Origin of the sequence: Meridianimarinicoccus aquatilis (assembly GCF_004358675.1) — a bacterium.
GTDB lineage: Bacteria > Pseudomonadota > Alphaproteobacteria > Rhodobacterales > Rhodobacteraceae > Meridianimarinicoccus > Meridianimarinicoccus aquatilis.
Genome location: NZ_SMZO01000003.1, coordinates 80107 through 102938 on the forward strand (window position 1 = coordinate 80107; position 22832 = coordinate 102938).

Sequence of the window (22832 nt, forward strand, 5' to 3'; positions counted from 1 at the left end):
TTCAGCCTCCCACGGCCCAGCGGGCATAGGCCCCGCCAAGCAATTCGAATTTAGCGAGGAACGCTACGATCACGACCCACGCCAGCGACATGGGCAGGAACACTTTCCAGCCAATCCGCATCAATTGGTCATAGCGATAGCGCGGCACGATCGCCTTCACCATGGCGAACAAGAAGAAGAAGATCGCCATTTTGCCAACCATCCAAAGCGCGCCATCAGGCAGACCGGGAATCGGCGACAACCACCCACCGAAGAACAGCAGGGTCATCAGCGCGCACATCAGGAAGATTGCGATGTATTCGCCAGCCATGAACAACAGGAAGGGTGTCGAAGAATATTCAACTTGATAGCCAGCCACCAATTCGGATTCCGCTTCGGGCAAGTCGAATGGCGGGCGGTTGGTCTCTGCAAGGGCCGATACGAAGAACAGCACAACCATCGGAAGATGCGGCAACCAGTACCAGTTGAAGAAGCCAAAGCTGCCATCTTGTGCCCGTACGATGTCACCAAAGTTCAGGGACCCCGTAGTGATCACAACGCCAATGATGATCAGGCCCAGCGAGACTTCGTAAGAAATCATCTGTGCGGCAGAGCGCAAAGAACCAAGGAATGGGTATTTGGAGTTGGATGCCCAACCGCCCATGATTACGCCATACACTTCAAGCGATGACACCGCGAAAACGTACAAAATGGCGACGTTGATATCGGAAAGAACCCATGTATCCCCGAATGGGATCACGGCCCAAGCGATCATCGCCAGAACGAAACTTGTCAGTGGCGCCAGCATGAAAACCGTCCGATCCGACCCTGCCGGAATGACGATTTCCTTGACGACATATTTCAGCGCATCCGCAACGGTTTGAAGCAAACCCCAAGGGCCGACGACGTTCGGACCACGGCGCATCTGAACCGCAGCCCAGATCTTGCGATCGCCGTAGACGAGGAACAGCAGTGAAACCATCACGAAACCCAGTACCGCAAGGCACTGTGCCACGATGATCACCCCGATACCGAGGTTCGACGCAAAGAAATCATCCATGAACGGTGTCCTCCGGGGTCAGGGAACCGGCCCGACCGGGCGCGGCACGGCGGCTCGCCTCTGCGCGTTGATAAACAGTATATCCGCAGTCATTTCCAGCCATCGCGCACAGGCTTGTGCGAAGATGTCGCGGCGCAGCAATAACCATCATTCAGCAGCCATCGGAGTTGAGGCACGGGCCTTAGCTGCCGCACTCAACTCAGCCATCAGGGTTGACGCCCGCGCGACAGGGTTTGTCAGGTAATGATCTGCAATGGCATTTCGGAAATCGGCCTTGGCCGGATCCTTCAGTTCCAATGGCTGCCACTCGTTTTCCGGAACCGTGTCGACCATAGCAAGATGCGGCACATCGGCCACCAGAGCGCGGCGCAAACCAGCGATGCTGTCGTACGGCAACTGCGACCCAAGACGCGGGCTGAGCGCACGCAGTATGGCCCAGTTTTCCTTGGCGGCCCCCGGAGGGAACCCGGCGCGCATGGCAAGCTGCGGGCGGCCTTCGGTGTTTACAAACAGGCCCTGCTCTTCAGTCCATGCTGCGGCTGGCAGGATGATATCGGCCCGGTGCGCACCGCGGTCGCCATGGCTGCCTTGATAGATCACGGTCGGACCGGCGGCGATTTCCACTTCGTCCGCACCAAGATTGTAAACAACTTCTGCTCCGTCCATTGCGGCGGCCAGCCCACCTTCGGTCGCAGCGCCCACATCCATTGCACCAACTCGGCCCGCAGCCGTGTGCAAGATCAGCAGCTTGGACCCTGTTTTGGTGCAAAGCTCCATCGCTTGGCTCAGCACCGCCTCGCCATCGGCTTCGCGCAACGCGCCTTGGCCGATGATGACGATAGACGGTGCATCAAGAATGTCGGCGAAGTCATGATCCAACATGTCAGTCAACGCAGCGCGGTCTGTGCCCACATGCGCGTAGTCATAGGTCAGATCGACGGGCTCTCCCACCAAGCCAACCTTTGCCCCCGCCAGCCACGCCTTGCGGATGCGCGCGTTGAGCACCGGTGCTTCGTCACGCGGGTTGGTGCCGATCAATTGAATGAACTTCGCGTCGTCGATATCAGCAATGCTTGCGGTTCCGACGTAGCCGGACCGGTTCCCGGCAGGCAAACGTGCGCCGTCTGTGCGGCATTCCACCTTGCCGCCCTGTCCTTCGATCAGTTGCTTCAGAGCATAGGCAGCTTCAACGGACACCAGATCGCCAACGAGACCGGCAAGTTTCTTGCCCTTCATCGCAGCGGCAGTTGCAGTCAACGCCTCTTCCCAGCTTGCGGGGCGGAGGCGACCGTCGTCGCGGATATAGGGCGTATCAAGGCGCTGGCGGCGCAGACCGTCCCAAACAAAGCGCGACTTGTCTGACAGCCATTCTTCATTGGTGCCGTCATGGTTGCGCGGCAAGAACCGCATCACTTCGCGGCCCTTGGTGTCCACCCGGATCGACGACCCTAGCGCATCCATCACATCGATGCTTTCGGTTTTTGTCAGTTCCCAAGGGCGGGCGGTAAAGGCGTAAGGTTTGCTGACAAGCGCGCCGACCGGGCACAAATCAATGATGTTGCCCTGAAGATTGCTGTCGAGCGTTTCGCCCAAGTAGCTTGTGATCTCGGAATCTTCGCCGCGGCCTGTCTGCCCCATCTGAGTGATGCCGGCAACTTCGGTCGTGAACCGAACGCAGCGCGTGCATGAAATGCAGCGCGTCATGTGGGTTTCAACCAACGGGCCCAGATCCAGATCCTGGTTGGCACGCTTGGGTTCGCGGTAGCGCGAAAAATCCACACCATAGGCCATGGCCTGATCCTGAAGGTCACACTCGCCGCCCTGATCGCAAATCGGGCAATCCAGCGGGTGGTTGATGAGAAGGAACTCCATCACACCTTCGCGGGCTTTTTTGACCATGGGGCTGTTGGTCTTGATGACGGGCGGCGCGCCTTCGGGGCCGGGGCGCAAATCCTTGACCTGCATCGCGCAAGAGGCCGCAGGCTTGGGTGGGCCGCCCACGACTTCCACAAGGCACATCCGGCAGTTGCCCGCGATGGACAACCGTTCGTGATAGCAAAAGCGCGGAATTTCGATCCCGGCTTCTTCACAGGCCTGAATCAGCGTCAGCGCCGGGTCGACCTCGACCTCGTGGTCGTCAATGATGATCTTGCGCAGGTCAGACATGGTGCTGTCCTCTTTGTCTGCCGCAGCCATCGGGGCCGCAGCGCGTTTCAAACTCTTCAGACTGCATCCAAGAATGCAGCAATCGCGGTGTTGTTGTCGATTTCACGTTTGGCCACGGGACAAACTGTCGTGCTGTCCTGCGGATCAATTCCATTCTGGGTCAGATAAGCTTGCGTGCTGGCCTGAATTGCGCCCACGTCCAACGTATCCGGAAAGGCCGAAATGTCCTCTGGCGTGTACCCTTCGGCGCGCAATGCGGTCCCAAGTTCCCGCGCGCCTGCCCCCATACCGGCCTGATCGACGGCGACATTCGGGCAACCCGCTGCAAGAACCTGCGCGATCTGAACATTTGTTGCGTAATCGGTGAACACCGCAGGCGGCGGCGACTTCATCAGGCACCCCGACAAACCCACCCCAGAAAACACAACCAGCGCTGCAAGCTTCGCGCGTCCAGCAAGCGTAACCATGCGCATCTCTTATTCCGCCGCCACAGCGGACACCTTACCGGTGCGCTTGGCTTTGATACGGTCTTCGATCTCGTCGCGGAAGTTGCGGATCAAACCTTGGATCGGCCAAGCCGCGGCGTCACCCAAAGCGCAGATTGTGTGCCCTTCGACCTGTTTGGTCACATCGAACAGCATGTCGATTTCTTCAGGTTCAGCATCGCCTGTCACCAAACGATCCATGACGCGCATCATCCAGCCCGTGCCCTCGCGGCACGGCGTGCACTGGCCGCAACTTTCATGCTTGTAGAATTTCGAAAGCCGCCAGATCGCCTTGATGATGTCTGTTTGCTTGTCCATCACGATGACCGCTGCGGTGCCAAGGCCCGACCGTTGCTCACGCAGGTAATCGAAATCCATGATCGCTTCGCGCATGTGTTCGCCGCGAATACACGGCACTGATGAGCCGCCGGGGATGACAGCCTTAAGGTTGTCCCACCCGCCGCGAATACCCCCGCAGTGCTTTTCGATCAGCTCTTCAAAGGTGATCGACATGGCTTCTTCGACGACACAGGGGTTGTTCACGTGACCCGAGATCGCAAACAGCTTGGTGCCCGCATTGTTCGGGCGGCCAAAGCCCGCGAACCATTCTGGCCCGCGCCGAAGGATCGTCGGAACGACCGCAATCGATTCAACGTTGTTCACAGTGGTTGGACAGCCATACAAACCAGCGCCGGCCGGGAACGGCGGCTTCATGCGCGGCATGCCCTTTTTGCCTTCGAGGCTTTCAATCAGCGCCGTCTCTTCACCGCAGATATACGCCCCCGCACCGTGCGCGACGTACAGGTCGAAATCCCAGCCGGACCCGGCCGCGTTCTTTCCCAGCAATCCTGCATCATAGGCTTCATCAATTGCTATCTGAAGCGCTTCGCGTTCTCGGATGTATTCGCCACGAATATAGATATACGCCGCATGCGCACCCATCGCGAAAGACGCAATCAAGCATCCTTCAATCAAAGTATGCGGATCATGGCGCATGATCTCGCGGTCTTTGCAAGTGCCGGGTTCGGATTCGTCGGCATTCACCACCAGGTAATGGGGGCGTCCGTCGGTCCCCTTGGGCATGAAGGACCACTTCAGACCGGTCGGAAAGCCAGCGCCGCCACGACCACGCAGACCCGATGCTTTCATCTGGTCCACGATCCAATCGCGGCCATTCTGGATCAGTTTGGCGGTGCCGTCCCACTGACCACGGGACTGCGCGCCCTTCAGCGTGCGATCCTGCATGCCGTAGATATTGGTAAAGATGCGATCTTCATCTTTCAGCATTGCCATCTCCTCACTCTTCGCCTGTACGGGCGATGCGGCGCTTGCGCCAAACTTGATAGGTTACAACCAGCGCCCAGAACAGACCTGCAAGCGCGGCGAAATCGAACAAAAAGGCGTAACGCGCGGGCAAACCGAGCGCGCCACCAAGAAATTGGGCGCCCATCCACAACAAGGCCGTGCCCGCCATCACAAGCGACGCTGTGCGCGCTTGTTTGGCTGTCTGCAAAGCAATGTCATCGGATGAGCGCTGAGTCATGATCAGGATGCCTCTGCCGCAAGCGTCTTGGCCTGCTCGACCCATCCATCGCGGGTCACCCGGCCTTTGAACCCGATCAGGTTCTCATCAACCCAAGCCACCTCGGCCTCGGTCCATGCACCGATCTGATCAAAATGATAATAGCCCATCGAATGCATCAGTTCTTCCAGTTTGGGACCGACACCCTTGATCCGCTTCAGATCGTCCGGCGCGGCACCGCGCGGTGCCGAAAGAGTCGCGGGCTTGGAGCCGACATCAGATGCCTCAACATCCGCAGAGGGCGCCGCCGTTTTCTTGACCGGCGCGGCTTTCGCAGACGCGCTGGATGCATCAGCCTTTACAGCCATGCTCACGGCCGTTTGATTCGGCTTGATGTTTCCCGGCCCTCGTGGACCTTCCAACATGCCGCGGGTCATGAGCCACATCCCCAACAGCACGATCAACGCGATGATACCGCCAGCGAAAATCGCTGCAATCAAGCCTTTGGCGAATACCACCATCAGCATGGCTGCGGCCACAACGCCCACCATTCCCGCGAACATGGCGGTTTCGATCAGCGCAAACCCTGATTTTCTTTCCAAACTCATTCCAGTTCTCCCTGAGCACATTGTCATCGGGATCATTTTCCCTTGTGACATCCTAGCGCCCGTGGCGGTCTCTGTCTTGTCCGGTCTAAAACGCCGGATCACACATCAGCGGGTTGGTTCCATGGCGCAAGCAGCGGGACTTCCGTTCCATCAATACGTTTCAGCGTATCGCCGATATCCGTTGCCAACCCAACCGACGCATTCGACGGCATCTTGTCGCCGTCCACATCAAGGCTGGAAAGGCCGGCTTTTGGCTCTGATGCGAAACGACCGTTCTGAGGACCGGGCGCAGGCACTTCACCGGCGGCCATACGGTCAAGCAAAGCGGCAAAGCTCTCAGTGGTCAGATCTTCGTAATAGTCCTTGCCAATCTGAGCCATCGGCGCGTTGGCACAGGCACCAAGACATTCAACTTCTTCCCAGCTGAATTTCCCGTCGGCGCTTAGTTCGTGCGCATTCCTGGCAATTTTATCTTTGCAAACCGCGATCAGATCTTCGGCACCGCAAATCATGCAGCTTGTCGTGCCGCATATCTGGATATGTGCCACACTGCCAACCGGCGCCAGCTGAAACATGAAGTAAAAGGTCGCAACCTCAAGCGCCCGCATATAGGCCATGTCGAGCATTTCAGCGACATGTTCGATTGCGGGCCGGGTAAGCCAGCCCTCCTGCTCTTGTGCACGCCACAACAGAGCAATAATCGCAGATGCCTGTCGCCCTTTCGGGTACTTGGTCATCTGCGCTTCGGCCCACGCGAGATTTTCAGATGTGAAGGCAAAGCTCTCGGGCTGGTCAGGATGAAGACGGCGCAGCATATTACAGCACTCCGGTAGATGTTTGGGCCACTGCAATCGCCAGACCACTGACAAGCAGTGCTCCCAGCCCAGCAGCCAGATGTTTCGCATAGGGATGCCCCGCACGGGCATAGATCAAGGTGTCGCCAAGGCCCGGCACCGCGAGAATCGCAAACACGATTGCGATAATGTTCATATTCCCGGACAGAGCAGCCGCCAGTGCAAAAGGTGCAAAGGTTGCATAACGGTTCACCATAACATTCGGCAGCAGCTCGGGTCGGTGCGTCGATTGTTCAAACGCTCGCCCCGGCGCGAACGCAAACACCGCGGCCAGATAGGCCGGGATCAGCGCGCCAATGCCCGCAAGTGTGATGACCGTTGATTGCATCATAGTCAGCGGTCGATTTCCCCGAACACAACATCCATGGTTCCGATGATCGCGGCGACATCGGCCAATTGGTGCCCTTTGCTGATGTGGTCCATCGCCTGCAAGTGCAGGAAGCCGGGCGCACGCAGCTTTGCGCGGTAAGGTTTGTTGGAGCCATCGGCCACCAGATACACACCAAATTCGCCCTTCGGTGCCTCAACAGCAGCATAGACTTGCCCTGCCGGGACGTGGAACCCTTCGGTGTACAGCTTGAAGTGGTGGATCAGCGCTTCCATCGACGTCTTCATGTCACCGCGCTTGGGCGGCGTGATCTTGCCACGTGCCAGAATTTCACCGGGTTCGTTCCGCAGCTTTTCACAGGCCTGTTTGATGATCGACGTGCTTTCGCGCATTTCGGCCATGCGGCACAGGTAGCGGTCGTAGCAGTCGCCATTCTTGCCAATGGGAATTTGGAAATCGAATTCGTCGTAGCATTCATAAGGCTGCGAACGACGCAAATCCCATGCCAGACCGGACCCTCGAACCATCACGCCAGAAAAACCCCATTCAAGGATCTCTTCTTCGGTCACGACGCCAATATCGGCGTTCCGTTGTTTGAAGATGCGGTTTTCAGTAAGCAGGCCGTCGATATCATCAAGAACGTTCGGGAAATGATCAGCCCATGCGTCAATGTCGTCGATCAGCGCGGGCGGCAGATCTTGGTGGACACCGCCGGGCCGAAAATACGCCGCGTGAAGACGTGCGCCGCAAGCCCGTTCGTAGAACACCATGAGCTTTTCGCGCTCTTCGAAGCCCCAAAGCGGCGGGGTAAGCGCCCCCACATCCATCGCTTGCGTCGTGACGTTCAGCAGGTGGTTCAAAATACGGCCAATTTCGGAATACAACACGCGGATAAGCGAAGCGCGGCGCGGCACTTCGGTGCCTGTCAGCTTTTCGATGGCAAGGCACCATGCGTGTTCCTGATTCATCGGCGCCACGTAATCGAGACGATCAAAATACGGCAGGTTCTGCAGGTATGTCCGGCTTTCCATCAGCTTTTCGGTCCCGCGATGAAGCAGGCCGATATGTGGATCGCAACGTTCCACGATCTCGCCGTCCAATTCCAGAACCAGACGAAGCACGCCGTGCGCCGCAGGGTGCTGCGGGCCGAAGTTGATGTTGAAGTTGCGGATTTTCTGTTCGCCTGTCAGGGCGTCGTCGAATTGCGTTCCGTCCATCATCTTGCCCTCTTCATTCCTCGACCCGTGCCGCCATGATCCACAGCAGCACGATGAGCCCCGGCAGGAACAGCGCGGTTAGCGCAAACCAGGGGTTGATTCCATATTGCGGTAACAGCTTGAACAACGGCACGATGGTCAACGCGCTCAGGACAAGAAACCACAAAATACTCATGCGACGGCCCCCGCATCTGCACGTTTGCCATCTACACGCGCCTGAAACCGATCCCATTGCACGATAGCGCGTTTGTGGCGCCCTTCGCTGATCAGATCGGCATCATCGCGCAACTTCACCGAAAACCAAATCGCCTGATCTTCGATCGCATCAATCTTGCTTTCGACCGTCACAGTCAAACCCGGCGGCGTTGGAGCAATGTGGTTCATGTCGACATGAACCCCAAGTGACCCTTCGCCGCTCTCGAAATAGGGTGCGATCTGCTCAACGCAGGCCCATTCCATCAACCCGACCATATATGCCGTCGCAAATACCCGTGGCATCCCGTGCAGAACATCGGCATCGGGAAACAGGTCAGGGACAACCTCTCGTTCCGTAATGACCCGCGAAAAGCTTGCGGTGTCACCGATATTCAGACCCGGCTTCACTCAGGCGCCCTTTTTCTCGTCACCGGGAAGTACATACTCTGCACCCTCCCACGGGGACATGAAATCAAACTGCCGGTATTCTTGAACAAGCTTCACCGGCTCATAGACGACGCGCTTTTGCTCTTCGTCATAGCGCACTTCGGTGTAGCCAGTGGTCGGGAAATCCTTGCGAAGTGGATATCCGCGGAACCCATAGTCGGTCAGCAAGCGGCGCAGATCGGGATGCCCGGAAAAAAGGATGCCGAACATGTCGAACACTTCCCGCTCGAACCAGTTGGCGGATTTGTGGACCTCGATCAGCGATGGCACCATGTCGTCAGCGCGTACCTCAGTCCGGACGCGGATGCGCTGATTCTGGTACATCGACAAGAAATGATAAACCACGTCAAAGCGGCGCTCGCGATCCGGGTGATCAACTGCCGTGATATCAACCAACGAAGAAAACCGGCACGTCTGGTCAGCCTTCAAAAACGCACAAAAGGGCACCAAAGCGGCCAATGTAACGGTAACGGTCAACTCGTCGAACGCGATTTCAGTTGCAACAATGCAATCGGGTCGCGTCGCTTCGAGATGGGCGGCGAGGTCTTTAAGGGCTTCGGTCATCGTGGCTCCTGTTCCTCAGCGCACCAAAGTGCCGGTTCGGCGGATTTTCCGCTGCAATTGCAGCAAACCGTACAGCAGAGCTTCTGCTGTTGGCGGGCAGCCCGGAACGTAAATATCTACAGGCACAACCCTGTCGCAGCCGCGCACAACAGAATAGCTGTAATGGTAGTAGCCACCGCCATTCGCACATGACCCCATGGAGATCACGTAACGCGGCTCCGGCATCTGGTCGTACACCTTACGAAGCGCAGGTGCCATTTTGTTGGTCAGCGTACCTGCAACGATCATGACGTCAGACTGGCGAGGGGAGGCACGCGGGGCGATCCCGAACCGCTCTGCGTCATAGCGCGGCATAGAGGTGTGCATCATTTCCACAGCGCAACAGGCCAACCCGAAGGTCATCCAGTGCAAGGATCCCGTCCGCGCCCAGTTGATGATGTCTTCGGCTGACGTCAGCAAGAAGCCTTTGTCTTGCAATTCGCGGTTCAACGCTTGGGTTGCAACCTCAAGATCGGGCCCAGCCGAGTTTTGGCCGTAGGGCGCGAGGCCGTTTGCCCCTGCGGTGACGGCCGGGGTGGTTTCGTTCACTCCCATTCCAGCGCTCCCTTTCTCCATTCATAGGCAAATCCGACGGTCAACACGCCAAGGAAAACCATCATGGACCAGAACCCAACCATCGAAATGTCCTTGAACGCGACGGCCCATGGGAACAGGAACGCCACTTCAAGATCGAAGATGATGAATAGGATCGACACGAGATAGAACCTAACGTCGAATTTCATTCGTGCGTCATCGAATGCGTTAAATCCGCATTCATATGCCGACACCTTTTCAGGGTCTGGGTTGCGAACGGCGACCAGCACCGCAGCAAGGATCAGGACTAGTCCCAATGCGATTGCGATCCCCAGAAACACGAGAATCGGCAAGTATTCACGAAGCAGGTCTTCCATGCGCGTCAGCCTCCACGAGCCAGCGGTCGGGTATTTGATTTCTGGGATGTAGACCTAAGCCGCGTTACGGTCAACCTGATGCGCGACTTCGGCTTATTGAATGTGTAATAACTTTCAAGATGTTAGAACGATACCGGCCTTCAAGCGCCGTAATGACGCAGCACATAAGGCGAGTTTTCAGAGCGTTCTATGGCTTTGAGCAAGCCGCAACAACCTGACTTGACGTGCTATCACCATGAGTGAACCCTACGTTAACCATGTTTTCGGGAGGATCTCATGAACCCGCTTATCGGCATTGCAGTCAACCTATTACCCGACCTAGCCAAACGGCTGACGGGCGGCGCCAAGCCAGAAACGACCGATCTTGTTCTGTCCGTCGTACGGGAAGTCCTCAAGACCGACGACCCCGAGGAAGCACGCCTACGCGTTCAGGATGCAGAGCTTACTGCGGAATTGCGGGTCAAGCTCGCTGAAATTGATGCGGCGCAGAAAGCGCAAGAAGACGCTGCGGAACAAGCGCAGCGCCAGAACGAGTTGGACCAGATTCGTGCTCGTCTGGATGCCGAAGCCGCGAAAAGGGACGCCGAGTTTCGCGAGCTAACGGCACGGGTGAGCGACCGGCAGGACGCGAGATCCACCTTTGAAGGGCTGGCCAAGGAATCCAGTCCCTTTGCCTGGGGGCCGGTGGTGGTGTCCGTTATCGTCTCTGCGGGCTTTTTCATTACGCTCATCTTCCTGATCCGTGGCGGATTTGAGGCGGCGGCAACCGATCCCGTCGTCTTTCAGGTGGTAAACATCGCCGTCGGGGCTTTGACGGCGGGTTTTGCAACCGTGGTCAGTTTCTGGCTCGGCTCTTCGGACGGCTCGCGGCGGAAGGACCTTTCCGCCGCGCACGCGCAGACGGCAGCAGTTGCGCTGCAACGCGAAAATGCCGAAGCCACGCGAAGAATCGTCAGCGAGCAAACCCGGCAAACAGCCGAACTTCTGGACAAGGTCACAAGGCAGCCCGCGCCGGTCGCACCGACACAGCAGATCGCCCAAACTCAAGCTGTTGCATCAGAACAACCTGGAAAGGACGCACTTCAGTTTACGCGCTCTCTTGAGACGATCTTCAAACATGAAGGCGGCTATGTCGATCATCCGGACGATCCCGGCGGGGCGACGAACATGGGTATAACACACAAGACTCTCGCGGCTTGGCGAGGCAACCCGGTCACGCGGGATGATGTGCGCAATATGAGTCGCGAAGAGGCGGGCGAAATCTATCGTGCGAATTATTGGAACGCGCTGAGTTGCGATGCCCTACCATCCGGCGTCGATTTGGTGGTTTTCGACTTTGGCGTGAATGCCGGGGTATCCCGCGCAGCGAAACTCCTTCAAAGGATCGTGCATGTGGAACAGGATGGTCAGGTCGGCCCGATCACGGTTGGCGCTGCAAAAGCGATTGATGCCGAACATATCGTTTCCAGCTTCAGCGACGGTCGGATGGAGCACTATCGCAGCCTGAGGATCTGGGACACGTTCAAGAACGGCTGGACGCGCCGGACCAAGGAAACGCGCGAAGCGGCACTTGCGATGATTCGGGCCTGAGCAAACCACGTGGAAATGCCCCCCGTTTCGGTCACTCCGCAGCGGGGGTTACTTTTTGTCCAGCCGTGGTTCTTTCAAGCTCCTCTCGCAAAATTCGACCAATGAGGGCGCAGTCATCCAGCGAAAATGTCAGCGGCAGGCGCATGTCCAAGAGACCAGACAACAGCCTGTCGGTCCCCGGCAACACGGACGGCGCGGCAAAGTGCCAGTGATCATAGCGGGACGTGAAGGCAACAGGGCGATCGGCCCCGAACCACTTCAATTCCACCCCCCTCGCGCCGCATCGCCCCACGAAGTCAGTGACAAGATCGGGATCTGCCGGGTCCATCACGAACTGAATCGATGATCCGACGAACCTCTCGTGCGGCGCGCGCGGGATCAGCCGGGCACATTGCGCACCTTGCAGGTGCGACTCCACCACCCGATACCGCGCCGTCCATGCAGCGCAACGTTCATCCAATTGCGCAAGTTGCGGGCGCAGGATCGCCCCGCGCAAGTGATCCATCCGGGCGGACATGTTGGGCATATCCCACATCGCATCTTCAAACGCCTCAGGCCCCGGCCCGGCCGGATGCCGCTGATGCAGCATGTATGACCCAGAAAGGACTGTGGCACGCGCAATGACATCGGCATCGTCAGTTACGATGATCCCGCCCTCGCCCGAGTTCATGTGTTTATAGGTCTGCGTGCTGTAGCATCCGACAATACCATGACGCCCTGACGGCACCCCGCGCCAGACCGCGCCCATCGTATGCGCACAATCCTCAATCACTGTGACATCGGCCGCATTGCACAGCCCCATCAGCCGATCCATGTCACACACATGGCCGCGCATGTGCGACAACAACAAAACACGGGCATGGCCAAGCTTGGCCTGAAGATCGTCAAGATCAATCGTCAAATCGTCTGCAGTATCCACCAGCAGTGGGCGTGCACCAACTGCGGCGATGGCACCGGGCACAGGCGCAAGCGTAAAGGCGTTTGTCAGGACCATCTCGCCGGGAGCCACTCCAACGGCGCGAAGGGCGATCTGCATCCCCTGCCCCCCCGACGCCACGGCCAGACAATAGCGCGCGCCGACATATGCCGCGAACTCGCGTTCCAGTGCGCCAACCTCACCAAAGTCGCCTGGTGCAAGGTTATAACGGTGCAGGCGCCCGGACTGCATGACAGCCAACGCAGCTTGTTGTGCCGCATCCGGGATAGGTGTCTGCTGGGTAAAACTGCCGTCGAACATTTCTATCATGCGCAAACGGTGTCCGATCCCATCAAGTGCGTCAAGCGCCGCGAGGGGCTAGTGGCATCAACGTCGCCACGATGTCATGCAAGTCGTCAAAATGGTCAAGCAAAGCGTCCGGTTCAAGGGCCGCAACTCCTGCGCCCAAAGGCCCGAAACCGACAAGAATGCAAGGTACACCTGCGGCTCGCGCCGTATCCCTGTCTGTAATGGTATCTCCAATAAGAACTGCCCTAGATGGATCTCCACCGGCCCGTTCGACGGCTGCGCGCAATGGCGCTGGATCAGGTTTGCGCACCGGCAGTGTATCCGCCCCGATCATAGCCGCAAATTCATTCAGAATACCGAGCCGGGTCAAAAGCGTCCGGGCCAACCCCTCGGGCTTGTTGGTGCAAATCGCAACCCCGTAGCCCGCGTTCTTCAGCGTCGCCACCGCCTTCATCGCGTTGGGATAGAGCGTTGTATGCACGTCGATCTTGTCACCATATGCCTCCAGCAAGATGGGGTACCCAGCCTCGATATCGTTGTCACCAAAACTGGCCCCAGCGCGGCTGAATCCCAGCCGCAGCATCGCCCGCCCACCGGCAAAAGCAATCTGGGCGTCTGCCACCGGGTCCAATAATGGGCCCAACCCACGCGAGCAAAATACGTGGTTCGCAGCGGCGATCAGATCGGCCGAAGTATCGGCGAGCGTGCCGTCAAGATCGAAAACAACCGTGCCCATGGGCGCCCTTTCTTTATGTCTGTGTGCGATCTAGCGCGCGGCGCAAACATTGGGAACCGCCGACTGGACATTTCCGGCATGGAGCACCATCTTGCAGATCAGCGTTGGGGGGACAGAATGACGCCAAAACTGGTTGATCCATTCCAGAGAGACATCAGCTATCTGCGCGTATCGGTCACTGATCGCTGCGACTTTCGATGTGTCTATTGCATGTCAGAGAACATGACCTTCCTTCCCAAGAAGGAATTGCTCACCCTCGAAGAGCTGGACAGGATGTGTTCGACATTTGTGCGGATGGGTGTCGAAAAGCTGCGTATTACGGGTGGGGAACCGCTGGTCCGGCGCGACATCATGACGTTCTTTCGCGGCATGTCACGACATCTGGAAAGCGGCGCGCTCCGCGAGTTGACGCTGACAACCAACGGCTCGCAACTCGAACGGTTCGCCAAGGAACTTTTTGATGCCGGGGTACGCAGGGTAAATGTCTCGCTTGATACACTTGACGAAGACAAATTCGCCCGCGTGACGCGTTGGGGCCGACTTGCCCAAGTCTTGCGCGGGATAGAGGCTGCGCAGGCGGCGGGTCTGCGCGTGAAGATCAATACCGTGGCGCTGAAGGGCTTCAACGAAGACGAACTATTTCCTTTGCTCGATTGGTGCGCAGACCGCGACATGGACCTGACGTTCATCGAAGTCATGCCGATGGGTGATCTTGGAAACGAGGACCGTGTGGGGCAATACTGGTCTTTGAAGGACCTGCGCGCCCGCATCGCTGAACGCTTCACAACCGTTGATCTGGCCGAACGCACCGGCGGGCCAGCACGCTATATTCAAATCACGGAAACTGCGCAAAAAGTCGGCTTCATCACACCGATGACCCATAACTTCTGCGAAAGCTGCAACCGTGTCAGACTGACCTGTACCGGCGAGCTTTACATGTGCCTTGGCCAAGAAGACATGGCCGATCTTCGTGCGCCATTGCGCGCCAGCCCGACTGACGACACGGCGCTTGAAACAGCGATCCGCTCTGCCATCGCCCTTAAACCAAAGGGGCACGACTTCGACTATTCGCGTCAACGCGCCGACGGGCAGATGTCCCGCCACATGAGCCATACCGGCGGCTAACCTCTCTCAAACCTGTTTCACAGGTGAAGCCGGCTCCGTTAAGCGGCGCAGTCACAATGGGCGCACCCGCACCGAAGGTGCCCGGCCCAACGGGATGAGGCATCGTTAGATGTCGAAGACGGGCGGGAGAGTTCCCTTCCTGCTGGCTCCTGCGGTTGAAATAACACTCAACTTGCTTTCAGCTTCGTCTCAACAAGTCCTGCGTACCAAGAGCATCCTGCCGGGATCACCTCGTCGTTAAAGTCATATTCCGGGTGGTGCACCGGTGCAGTGTCGCCATTGCCCACCAGAATGTATGCCCCGGGCCGCGCTTCAAGCATATAGGCGAAATCTTCACCGCCCATGACCAGTGGGGCTTCGCTGCATCCTCCGGCTACGTCCCGCGCCACGTCAGCGGCAAAATCTGTCTCAGGCCCGCTATTGACCATGACCGGATAACTGCGGTTATACACGACGTCGATTTTCCCGCCGAACGTCGCCGCAACGCCGGTTGCGATTTCGGTCATCCGCCGTTCCGCCAAATCACGCAGGGCCGGATCCATCGTGCGCACGGTGCCGCGCAAGGTCGCCGTCTGCGGGATCACATTGTGCGCGCCGCCGCCGGCTTGCAGCAAAGTCACAGATACCACGAGCTGCCCAACAGGATCGGCATTGCGGCTGACGATGCTCTGCAACGCCAGGACCAAGTGACTGGCCATCACGATCGGGTCGACAACCTCCTGAGGTTTCGCAGCATGGCCGCCGCGGCCCGACACCGTGATGTTGAACTCATCCGTGGCTGCAAAGAACGGGCCGGGCCGGATCGCAAATTGGCCAAGAGGTTGCCCCGGCCAATTGTGCATCCCGTACACTTCCTGAATTCCGAAACGCTCCATCAGGCCGTCCTCGACCATGACACCCGCACCGCCACCGCCCTCTTCCGCAGGCTGAAAAATCACAACTGCCGCTCCGGCGAAATTACGTGTTTCGGCCAAGTATTGCGCAGCGCCCAGCAGCATCGCCGTATGCCCATCATGGCCGCAAGCGTGCATCTTACCCTTCACGGTCGAGGCATAGGGCAGCCCTGTGGCTTCCTCGATCGGCAAGGCATCCATATCCGCACGCAGACCGACAACGCCCGTCCCCGGATGACGCCCCTTGATCACGCCAACAACACCTGTGCGCCCAATGCCTTCGACCACCTCGTCACACCCGAACGCGCGCAATTTATCAGCGACAACACTTGCCGTGCGATGAGTGTCGAACATTAATTCCGGATGGGCGTGAAAATCACGGCGCCACGCGGTGATCTCTGGCAGAAGTTCGGCAAAACGGTTTTTGATCGGCATTGAAACACTCCTCGAGCTGATCAAGACCTAGCGTGGTGTAGCCACCTTGGCGAGGGGGAGCTGGGCATAACGCCCGACTTGCAAAAGGCACAGGCCTGACGTGCCGTTTATTCCATCGCCTTGCGGATACGGTGAACCATGTACCACACGGCCAGAACAACAGGCGGTGCAACCAATGCGCTGAGAACAGTCTTGGACAGGTTCAAAACCTCACCAAAAGGCGCAACAATATACAGCACAAGCGACACGGCATAATAGCTGATCGCCACCACGCTCAGCCCTTCCACCGTCTTTTGCAGGCGTAGCTGCATATCAGCCCGCTCATCCATGCTTTCCAGCAGTTGCTGGTTCTGCGCGGAGCGTTCCACATCCACACGGGTCCGCAAAAGGCCGCCTGCGCGGATGGCTCTGTCAGTCATACTGGCCAATCGCGTTTCTGCCGCTTTAACGGTGCGCATCGCTGGATCGTAGCGGCGCATCATGAATTCGCCGAATGTCTGCCGGCCCTCGAACCGTTCCTCGCGCAAAACGGCAATTCGCTGGTTGACCAGTGCCTCATAGGCTCCGGTTGCGCCAAACCGGAACGTCGATTTGGTCGACAGGTTTTCAAGGTCCGCTGCCATCGACAAAAGATCTTTCAGCGTTTCCTCGGGACCTGAGGTTTCGCTGCTCATATCGCCGACCATGGCCGATAGATCGCTCTCGATCCGGTTCATTTGGCCATTCAGTTCGCGCGACATGGCAAGACCCAGCATCGACACGGTCTTGTAGGTCTCGATCTCGGTCAGGCGTTGCACGATCCGCCCGATCCGATTCTTGCCAGTGCCAGGTGCCGTGAACACAGCCATGCGCATGTGCCCATGGCTGTCGATCCGAAAATCGCCCGCGATCACCGCGGAACGGTCGACCACGCTGCTCACCGCAACGCTTTCCGGCACGAACCAATCCAGCACTTTACGTTCAACACTGCTGAAATCATCCACGGCTTCGACCCGGATCAGAACAGACGTCATCCGTACGCCCGGTGCCGCCGCCAGCCAGTCTTTGGGAAACAAGTCAAACGAAGCGCCATCAAAGGGGCGTTCCGACACCCCTTCCGAAAACAGCGTATAGGTGACAAACTCTGTATGGCTTTCCCATTTCAGGTCGTTCTTTCCGACACGTCCGAAATAATGGGTCGCACCCGGCTGCGGATGCTGCGCACCATACCTGTCAAGCAGGTCAATCAGATGCGCGCGGTCCAACTTTCGGTCACGCGACGCGGCATCTGTCGGTTGCTTGATTGCAAGATGGATCGCCCTGCAAGGCGCGGCCAAGGATGGAAAAGGCCGCGCATGCAGTTCGTTGGCGAGCGAGTATCGAAGGTCGTGATCGATCATGAAAAGCCTGTCTCAGTCACACGAAGCGCCTCAAGAGGCCTAGATCAGACCGAAGCACGATTTGCCCCGATTACTTGGTCTTTTGCTTGATGTCATCCAACGCTTCGCTCACTTGGCCCTTAAGCTGCGTGTAAGCTTCTTCGTTGGCATCGCGCGCCGTATCGGCCAGTTTACGCATCAGGACGAGCGCCTTTTCAACCGCCATTCCATACGCTTCGGTGCGCGTGGACATCGCATCAGGACCAGTTGTTTCGTCGACCCAGGACACATGCTCGCGCGCTGCTTCGGTCAACTGGCCAAACACTTCCATTTGCTTTTCCAGCAGGTCTTTATAAGCCGCTGCTGCCGCCTTGTTGGCATCAACCATCGCTTCGAAATTCTTGCGGTTCATGTCGAAAACGCCCGACATGTCGAACGGGTTCGCTCTCGCCGGTTCAAACATCGAAAACATGCGGTTCGGGTCGAAGTACTTCTGCACATCGTCCGGGTCGAACATCTTAAACATTTGGCTCATGTCATAAGGGTTTTTCATCGTCGTATCCTCTTGCTAAGCCATCGATCACCTTGGCGCCAAAACGGCAAGTGAGCGACCATCGTCAAAGGGTTGCACGTGCCCCCTTGGGGACTTAGTACCATAGATGGCCTGACGCCGGTATCGGTTGACCGTGCGACAGAATTACCCCGGTACGCAAGCCCTTCCATCACTTAGCAGCCCATAGGTCCGCCATGCACATGCCCGTCCCCCTGACCCGCGATATCGTTCTGATTGGCGGCGGGCACACCCATGCGCTTGTCCTCCGAGCTTGGGGAATGTCACCTGTGCCAGGTGTGCGGCTGACCCTGATCGATCCCAACGCAACCGCGGCCTATTCGGGGATGTTGCCCGGCCATGTCGCAGGGCACTACGCGCGCAGTGACCTTGAAATTGATTTGGTGCGCCTCGCTCGGTTTTCTGGCGCACGTCTGGTGCTGGGCGCGGCAAGTGCAATCGATCCGGATGCGCGCGAAGTGCACGTTCCGGGCCGCGCCCCAATCGCCTACGATGTCGCGTCGGTGGATGTCGGCATAACTTCGGCAATGCCGGGCCTGCCCGGGTTTACCGAACACGGGGTCCCGGCCAAACCGCTTGGCACGTTTGCCGATCGATGGGCGCAATTCGTGACAGACGCCGCAACCGGCCACGTCGCACCACAAGCCGCCGTAATCGGCGCGGGCGTCGCCGGGGTCGAACTGGCGATGGCAATGGCGCACAGGTTGAAAACTGCTGGCTGCCAGGATGCACAGGTGACGCTGATAGAAGCGGGCCGAATGGTTTCTACGCTGTCTGCTGCGGCACGGCGTGACCTTCGCGCTGCGATCGACACCGCCGAGATACGGTTGATCGAGCGGACCGCTGCATGCAGCGTCACCAGCACGTCGGTCGAACTTGAGGATGGCCGCAGCGTGCCTTGCAGTTTCTGCGTCGGCGCCGCAGGCACCCGGCCTCATGACTGGGTGGCACAAAGCGGCCTGTCGGTTACAAACGGGTTCATTGACGTGGATGACATGCTACGAAGCACGTCACATCGCACGCTTTTTGCCGTCGGCGACTGTGCCCACATGACCCACGCGCCGCGCCCCAAAGCCGGAGTCTATGCCGTGCGGCAAGCGCCGGTGCTGGCCCGCAACCTGCGCGCCGCAGTCGTGGGGCTGCAACCGCGCCGCTATCATCCGCAACGAGACTACCTCAAACTGATTTCGCTTGGCGAGAAATCCGCGCTTGTGGAAAAGGGACCGATCACGCTGCAGGGCGATTGGCTTTGGCGCCTCAAGAACCGCATCGACCGCGATTTCATGGACAAATTCCGCAACTTGCGCCCAATGCCCGCCCCTGCAATCAAGGGTGATGTTGCCCGTGACGCGCGCAAGGCACAGGCCGCCCCACTGTGCGGCGGATGCGGAGCAAAGGTCGGCGCGGCCGGGCTTGCCTCTGCGCTTGCTGGCTTGCCTGTTTCGACACGCGACGACGTCCTGTCCACCCCCGGCGATGATGCTGCGATCCTCGACTTTGGCTCGACACGGCAAGTGTTGACTACCGACCACCTGCGCGCGGTTGTTGAAGACCCGGCGTTGATGACACGGATTGCCGCAATCCACGCACTTGGCGACATTTGGGCAATGGGCGGCCACCCGCAAGCCGCACTGGCGACCATCATTTTGCCGCGTATGTCAGAACCGATGCAGGCTGCAACCTTGCGGGAAATCACACACTGCGCCCAAGAAGTTCTGGCACAGGCCGGCGCCGTTCTGGCCGGAGGTCATACGACGCAAGGCAGCGATCTGACCATAGGTTTCACCGTGACAGGGCTGGTCGATGAACCGATAACCTTGGCTGGTGCGCAACCGGGCGACGCTTTGATCTTAACGCGGGCCATTGGGTCAGGCACATTGCTCGCCGGCGAAATGAGAGCACAGTCCGAAGGCGCCGACATGGCCGAGCTTTACAGCACACTGGTGCGCCCGCAAGGCGACGCCGCGGCCCTTTTGGCGTTGTCGGCCCATGCCATGACCGACGTTACCGGTTTCGGTTTGGTCGGGCACCTTTTGGCGATGCTGAATGCGTCCGGGCGCGGCGCACAAGTGACGTTGGATGCGATACCGGTTTACGCAGGTGCAAAAGCCTTGGCCGCGCGCGGTATCGCCTCGACGCTTGCGCCAGCGAACCGCGCCTCCGCAATTGGGGCGCTTGATGGGCTGACTGATACCCCTGCAAGCGCGCTTCTTTTCGATCCGCAAACCTGCGGCGGGCTTCTTGCTGCTGTACCGCAGGCTGAAGCAAAGAAGCTCGTGCAGGGGCTGCAACGGCAGGGACACAGCGCAGTGCAAATTGGCCAGATCACCGACGGCCCATGTCGCATTCAGCTTTCCTGACCTCGCCCGGCATCGCGCATCGATTGCCACCGAACCAAATTCTCGATCAAGAAATTTCGCCAACGCCCGTGTCGGCCAATGGTCTCTCGACCGCGCGATGCAATGTGTCCATCAAGGCACTGACGCCTTGATCAAGGGACTGTGGGTCAAGTCTGTCAAAGGCATGTTCGGCCACCACATTCGCCGAGAACCGCGCCTGCGATTTAGCATAGCGCGGGTCGTAGTGGGTCGCGATCAAGCCAGCGGCGACGCCTTCAAAATCCCCTTCCGCCACCTGCGCTTGCCATGCATCGACCTGTGCGGCCCCATGCAAGCGGCGCAACCGGTAAATCAAGGCGCTGAATTTAGCCGGATCTGCGACAAGATCCGGATAGGCGCTGGGGAAAAATGCCGCGCGCGCCGCCAATGGCGCAGACACAACAACGCGCGGCGCATCGCACATGACTTTCCACAGGCTGGGCGGCACAATCAGATCGCCGACCTTGGAACTTTCGGCTTCGACCACGACAGGACGGGCCGGGTCGAAGCCCGCAAGTGCCATGGCAATGTCGCTTTCAAACGCCTTTTGATCAGGTTGTCGTTCGGCTTGGGCACCAAAGATAGACCCGCGATGCTTCGCGAGGCCTTCCAAATCGAGCACCTGCCCCCCCGCCGCCGAAAGGCGATGCAAGAGCGCCGTTTTTGCCGTGCAGGTCATCCCAGCAAGCACCACAATCGGGTGCGCCACGGGAACGTCATACAGCGCCTTCACGACGAGGCGGCGATAGCTTTGATACCCGCCCTGCAGCGTCTCGGCCCGCCAGCCAATTTCGCGTAGAAGCCAGCCGAATGTTCCGGACCTTTGCCCGCCGCGCCAGCAATAGACCAAGGGCCTCCACCCACCGGGCTTGTCCGCAAGCGGGCCATCAATGTGCGCCGCGACATTTCGCAGAACCAGTGCCGCCCCCATCTTTCGCGCACCGAACCGGCTTTCCTGCACATACATTGTGCCGACAGCCGCACGTTCATCGTTACCCAGAACCGGGAGGCTGATGGCACCGGGCAGACGATCTTCGGCAAATTCAGCCGGTGAGCGCGCATCAATGATCGCGTCAAAGCCTGCTGTGTGAAGATCGGACAGGGAGGTGAGCGTGTACATCATGCCTTGGGATAGCGGCACAGTGCCAAAAGAACCAGTCTCAGCGCGCCGCAGCCTCGGCCACAGCAAAGTCTTGCAGCACTGCAAGGGCCGCGTCGCCACTTAATACTGCATGTTCGGCTCGTGCGCCAAGGCACCAGTCCCCTGCCACCACCAGCCCGGCATCCCGGTCAACAAGGCACGGCTGACCCAAGGGCTTCGGCGCTTGTGAATATAACCAGCGATGCGCATCAGCATGCAGCACGTTTGGCAATGCACCGCCCGCGCGATCACGCATAACAGCCAGCAAAGCCTGCGCCGCGTCTTGCCGGGACAGATCAATTGCGTCGCGGGTCCACTCGGCGCTGGCCTGCGCGACCCAAGTCTCGGTCCCACGCCCCGGCTTGCTTCCGTCCCGCGCGATCCAAGGCAACACGGTGTCAGGCGCGCGGCTAATATCCGGCAAATCAGGGCGTTCGTCAAAAGCCGCCATCAAGGTCCAGCATGGGTCCATGACCACCGATGCGATCCTGTCCGAAAGCGGATGCCCGGCGAGCACCTGCGCGGCTTGAGGCGCCGGAATGGTTGAGATCAAGACCCGCGATTTGGCCACGAGCCCACCGTCCGCATCATACAAGTGCCAGCGCTCTTGTTCGCGGCGGGCGCTGGAAATTCTCACACCTTTGCGAACATCCACACCCTCGGCCAACGGCTTCACAAGACCGCTCATCCCCGGAAGGCCAACATAAGCGGGTGCGCCGTCGTCCACGGCAGCCCAATCCGTCACCGCAGAAGACACTTTCAGCGCGTCCAGCAATGCGGCCAATTGCGGACCGCGCGGGCGAAGATACTGCGCACCGTGATCGAAACGCCATTCGCCAACCCGTCTGGTCGCCAAACGCCCCCCCAAACCACGGCTTTTGTCCAGCACCACTGGCGCCTCTCCCAAGCGGTTCAGACCTGCCGCGACTGTAAGACCGGTCAGGCCAGCGCCCAAGATCAACGTCTGTGTTTCAATCACCATGCTAAAAACCCTTTGTCTTTGTC

The 22832-nt window shown here is 58.8% G+C and carries 23 protein-coding genes and 1 pseudogene; 3 read left to right on the forward strand and 21 right to left on the reverse strand.

What is annotated here, in order from left to right; all coding sequences use genetic code 11:
• Position 1: 1 nt before the first annotated feature.
• The 14 genes and pseudogenes from nuoH to E2L05_RS02230 form a co-directional block, all read right to left on the reverse strand.
• Positions 2–1039: an NADH-quinone oxidoreductase subunit NuoH gene (nuoH, locus tag E2L05_RS02170; RefSeq protein ID WP_133341257.1), complete on the reverse strand. Its 1038-nt coding sequence runs from the start codon at positions 1037–1039 to the stop codon at positions 2–4.
• Positions 1040–1186: 147 nt separating this feature from the next.
• Positions 1187–3205 carry an NADH-quinone oxidoreductase subunit NuoG gene (nuoG, locus tag E2L05_RS02175; RefSeq protein ID WP_133341258.1) on the reverse strand — a complete coding sequence of 673 codons (2019 nt, stop codon included), beginning with the start codon at positions 3203–3205 and terminating at the stop codon, positions 1187–1189.
• A gap of 56 nt (positions 3206–3261) precedes the next feature.
• On the reverse strand, positions 3262–3672 hold the full coding sequence (locus tag E2L05_RS02180) for a DUF5333 family protein (RefSeq protein ID WP_133341259.1): 411 nt from the start codon (positions 3670–3672) through the stop codon (positions 3262–3264).
• A 9-nt stretch (positions 3673–3681) separates the two neighbouring features.
• Positions 3682–4977, reverse strand: a complete 1296-nt coding sequence (nuoF, locus tag E2L05_RS02185) for an NADH-quinone oxidoreductase subunit NuoF (protein WP_133341260.1) — start codon at positions 4975–4977, stop codon at positions 3682–3684.
• A 10-nt stretch (positions 4978–4987) separates the two neighbouring features.
• Positions 4988–5233, reverse strand: coding sequence for a DUF5337 domain-containing protein (locus tag E2L05_RS02190; RefSeq protein WP_133341261.1), 246 nt, complete (start codon positions 5231–5233; stop codon positions 4988–4990).
• 2 nt (positions 5234–5235) lie between these two features.
• A complete protein-coding gene (locus tag E2L05_RS21315) occupies positions 5236–5820 on the reverse strand; it encodes an NADH:ubiquinone oxidoreductase (RefSeq protein WP_394346528.1) in 585 nt (194 codons plus the stop codon).
• 119 nt (positions 5821–5939) lie between these two features.
• Positions 5940–6635, reverse strand: a pseudogene (gene nuoE / locus E2L05_RS02200) (NADH-quinone oxidoreductase subunit NuoE); the annotation flags it as partial.
• Between the two features lies 1 nt (position 6636).
• Positions 6637–7005 carry a hypothetical protein gene (locus E2L05_RS02205; protein WP_133341263.1) on the reverse strand — a complete coding sequence of 123 codons (369 nt, stop codon included), beginning with the start codon at positions 7003–7005 and terminating at the stop codon, positions 6637–6639.
• A gap of 2 nt (positions 7006–7007) precedes the next feature.
• The gene (locus tag E2L05_RS02210; protein WP_133341318.1) at positions 7008–8219 is read right to left on the reverse strand and encodes an NADH-quinone oxidoreductase subunit D; all 1212 of its coding nucleotides are present in this window, start codon (positions 8217–8219) and stop codon (positions 7008–7010) included.
• A 13-nt stretch (positions 8220–8232) separates the two neighbouring features.
• Complete coding sequence (locus E2L05_RS20675) at positions 8233–8394, reverse strand: hypothetical protein (RefSeq protein ID WP_164685165.1); 162 nt, start codon at positions 8392–8394, stop codon at positions 8233–8235.
• On the reverse strand, positions 8391–8822 hold the full coding sequence (locus E2L05_RS02215) for a thioesterase family protein (protein ID WP_243721834.1): 432 nt from the start codon (positions 8820–8822) through the stop codon (positions 8391–8393). Before E2L05_RS02215 ends, E2L05_RS20675 begins: the two co-directional genes overlap by 4 nt.
• A complete protein-coding gene (locus tag E2L05_RS02220; protein ID WP_133341264.1) occupies positions 8823–9425 on the reverse strand; it encodes an NADH-quinone oxidoreductase subunit C in 603 nt (200 codons plus the stop codon).
• A gap of 15 nt (positions 9426–9440) precedes the next feature.
• A complete protein-coding gene (locus E2L05_RS02225) occupies positions 9441–10019 on the reverse strand; it encodes a NuoB/complex I 20 kDa subunit family protein (RefSeq protein WP_243721835.1) in 579 nt (192 codons plus the stop codon).
• Positions 10010–10375, reverse strand: a complete 366-nt coding sequence (locus E2L05_RS02230; RefSeq protein WP_133341265.1) for an NADH-quinone oxidoreductase subunit A — start codon at positions 10373–10375, stop codon at positions 10010–10012. Before E2L05_RS02230 ends, E2L05_RS02225 begins: the two co-directional genes overlap by 10 nt.
• 276 nt (positions 10376–10651) lie before the next feature.
• On the opposite strand from E2L05_RS02230, the gene E2L05_RS02235 reads away from it, so the two are divergent.
• Positions 10652–11965 (forward strand): glycosyl hydrolase 108 family protein, encoded by a 1314-nt coding sequence (locus E2L05_RS02235; RefSeq protein ID WP_133341266.1) that lies wholly within the window; start codon positions 10652–10654, stop codon positions 11963–11965.
• A gap of 31 nt (positions 11966–11996) precedes the next feature.
• Here the strand turns inward: E2L05_RS02235 and E2L05_RS02240 are convergent, their stop codons facing one another.
• A complete protein-coding gene (locus E2L05_RS02240) occupies positions 11997–13211 on the reverse strand; it encodes a DegT/DnrJ/EryC1/StrS family aminotransferase (RefSeq protein ID WP_133341267.1) in 1215 nt (404 codons plus the stop codon).
• A 31-nt stretch (positions 13212–13242) separates the two neighbouring features.
• The gene (locus tag E2L05_RS02245; protein ID WP_133341268.1) at positions 13243–13926 is read right to left on the reverse strand and encodes an HAD-IA family hydrolase; all 684 of its coding nucleotides are present in this window, start codon (positions 13924–13926) and stop codon (positions 13243–13245) included.
• 117 nt (positions 13927–14043) lie between these two features.
• On the opposite strand from E2L05_RS02245, the gene moaA reads away from it, so the two are divergent.
• Positions 14044–15051 (forward strand): GTP 3',8-cyclase MoaA, encoded by a 1008-nt coding sequence (moaA, locus tag E2L05_RS02250; RefSeq protein ID WP_133341321.1) that lies wholly within the window; start codon positions 14044–14046, stop codon positions 15049–15051.
• Positions 15052–15218: 167 nt separating this feature from the next.
• On the opposite strand, the gene E2L05_RS02255 is transcribed toward moaA, so the two are convergent.
• From E2L05_RS02255 to E2L05_RS02265, 3 genes are all read right to left on the reverse strand, one after another.
• Positions 15219–16379: a M20 aminoacylase family protein gene (locus E2L05_RS02255; protein ID WP_133341269.1), complete on the reverse strand. Its 1161-nt coding sequence runs from the start codon at positions 16377–16379 to the stop codon at positions 15219–15221.
• Between the two features lie 107 nt (positions 16380–16486).
• Positions 16487–17758, reverse strand: coding sequence for a DUF3422 family protein (locus E2L05_RS02260; RefSeq protein ID WP_133341270.1), 1272 nt, complete (start codon positions 17756–17758; stop codon positions 16487–16489).
• Positions 17759–17828: 70 nt separating this feature from the next.
• Positions 17829–18290 carry a phasin family protein gene (locus E2L05_RS02265; protein ID WP_133341271.1) on the reverse strand — a complete coding sequence of 154 codons (462 nt, stop codon included), beginning with the start codon at positions 18288–18290 and terminating at the stop codon, positions 17829–17831.
• Positions 18291–18490: 200 nt separating this feature from the next.
• On the opposite strand from E2L05_RS02265, the gene selD reads away from it, so the two are divergent.
• Positions 18491–20668 (forward strand): selenide, water dikinase SelD, encoded by a 2178-nt coding sequence (gene selD / locus E2L05_RS02270; RefSeq protein WP_341776722.1) that lies wholly within the window; start codon positions 18491–18493, stop codon positions 20666–20668.
• Positions 20669–20714: 46 nt separating this feature from the next.
• On the opposite strand, the gene mnmH is transcribed toward selD, so the two are convergent.
• Together mnmH and E2L05_RS02280 are read right to left on the reverse strand one after the other, a co-directional pair.
• Positions 20715–21809, reverse strand: a complete 1095-nt coding sequence (gene mnmH, locus E2L05_RS02275; protein ID WP_133341322.1) for a tRNA 2-selenouridine(34) synthase MnmH — start codon at positions 21807–21809, stop codon at positions 20715–20717.
• Positions 21810–21846: 37 nt separating this feature from the next.
• The gene (locus E2L05_RS02280) at positions 21847–22809 is read right to left on the reverse strand and encodes an NAD(P)/FAD-dependent oxidoreductase (RefSeq protein ID WP_133341273.1); all 963 of its coding nucleotides are present in this window, start codon (positions 22807–22809) and stop codon (positions 21847–21849) included.
• Between the last annotated feature and the right edge of the window lie 23 nt (positions 22810–22832).

Excerpts from the sequence above, each read along its gene's own strand:
- mnmH (WP_133341322.1), bottom strand. The coding sequence starts at position 21,809 with ATGATGTACACGCTCACCTCCCTGTCCGATCTTCACACAGCAGGCTTT.
- E2L05_RS02260 (WP_133341270.1), bottom strand. The coding sequence starts at position 17,758 with ATGATCGATCACGACCTTCGATACTCGCTCGCCAACGAACTGCATGCG.
- E2L05_RS02190 (WP_133341261.1), bottom strand. The coding sequence starts at position 5,233 with ATGACTCAGCGCTCATCCGATGACATTGCTTTGCAGACAGCCAAACAA.
- E2L05_RS21315 (WP_394346528.1), bottom strand. The coding sequence starts at position 5,820 with ATGAGTTTGGAAAGAAAATCAGGGTTTGCGCTGATCGAAACCGCCATG.
- E2L05_RS02205 (WP_133341263.1), bottom strand. The coding sequence starts at position 7,005 with ATGATGCAATCAACGGTCATCACACTTGCGGGCATTGGCGCGCTGATC.
- E2L05_RS20675 (WP_164685165.1), bottom strand. The coding sequence starts at position 8,394 with ATGAGTATTTTGTGGTTTCTTGTCCTGAGCGCGTTGACCATCGTGCCG.
- E2L05_RS02230 (WP_133341265.1), bottom strand. The coding sequence starts at position 10,375 with ATGGAAGACCTGCTTCGTGAATACTTGCCGATTCTCGTGTTTCTGGGG.
- E2L05_RS02280 (WP_133341273.1), bottom strand. The coding sequence starts at position 22,809 with ATGGTGATTGAAACACAGACGTTGATCTTGGGCGCTGGCCTGACCGGT.
- nuoH (WP_133341257.1), bottom strand. The coding sequence starts at position 1,039 with ATGGATGATTTCTTTGCGTCGAACCTCGGTATCGGGGTGATCATCGTG.
- E2L05_RS02180 (WP_133341259.1), bottom strand. The coding sequence starts at position 3,672 with ATGGTTACGCTTGCTGGACGCGCGAAGCTTGCAGCGCTGGTTGTGTTT.
- moaA (WP_133341321.1), top strand. The coding sequence starts at position 14,044 with ATGACGCCAAAACTGGTTGATCCATTCCAGAGAGACATCAGCTATCTG.
- E2L05_RS02225 (WP_243721835.1), bottom strand. The coding sequence starts at position 10,019 with ATGGGAGTGAACGAAACCACCCCGGCCGTCACCGCAGGGGCAAACGGC.
- E2L05_RS02210 (WP_133341318.1), bottom strand. The coding sequence starts at position 8,219 with ATGGACGGAACGCAATTCGACGACGCCCTGACAGGCGAACAGAAAATC.
- nuoF (WP_133341260.1), bottom strand. The coding sequence starts at position 4,977 with ATGCTGAAAGATGAAGATCGCATCTTTACCAATATCTACGGCATGCAG.
- E2L05_RS02245 (WP_133341268.1), bottom strand. The coding sequence starts at position 13,926 with ATGGGCACGGTTGTTTTCGATCTTGACGGCACGCTCGCCGATACTTCG.
- E2L05_RS02255 (WP_133341269.1), bottom strand. The coding sequence starts at position 16,379 with ATGCCGATCAAAAACCGTTTTGCCGAACTTCTGCCAGAGATCACCGCG.
- E2L05_RS02240 (WP_133341267.1), bottom strand. The coding sequence starts at position 13,211 with ATGATAGAAATGTTCGACGGCAGTTTTACCCAGCAGACACCTATCCCG.
- nuoG (WP_133341258.1), bottom strand. The coding sequence starts at position 3,205 with ATGTCTGACCTGCGCAAGATCATCATTGACGACCACGAGGTCGAGGTC.
- E2L05_RS02265 (WP_133341271.1), bottom strand. The coding sequence starts at position 18,290 with ATGAAAAACCCTTATGACATGAGCCAAATGTTTAAGATGTTCGACCCG.
- E2L05_RS02220 (WP_133341264.1), bottom strand. The coding sequence starts at position 9,425 with ATGACCGAAGCCCTTAAAGACCTCGCCGCCCATCTCGAAGCGACGCGA.
- selD (WP_341776722.1), top strand. The coding sequence starts at position 18,491 with ATGCCCGTCCCCCTGACCCGCGATATCGTTCTGATTGGCGGCGGGCAC.
- E2L05_RS02235 (WP_133341266.1), top strand. The coding sequence starts at position 10,652 with ATGAACCCGCTTATCGGCATTGCAGTCAACCTATTACCCGACCTAGCC.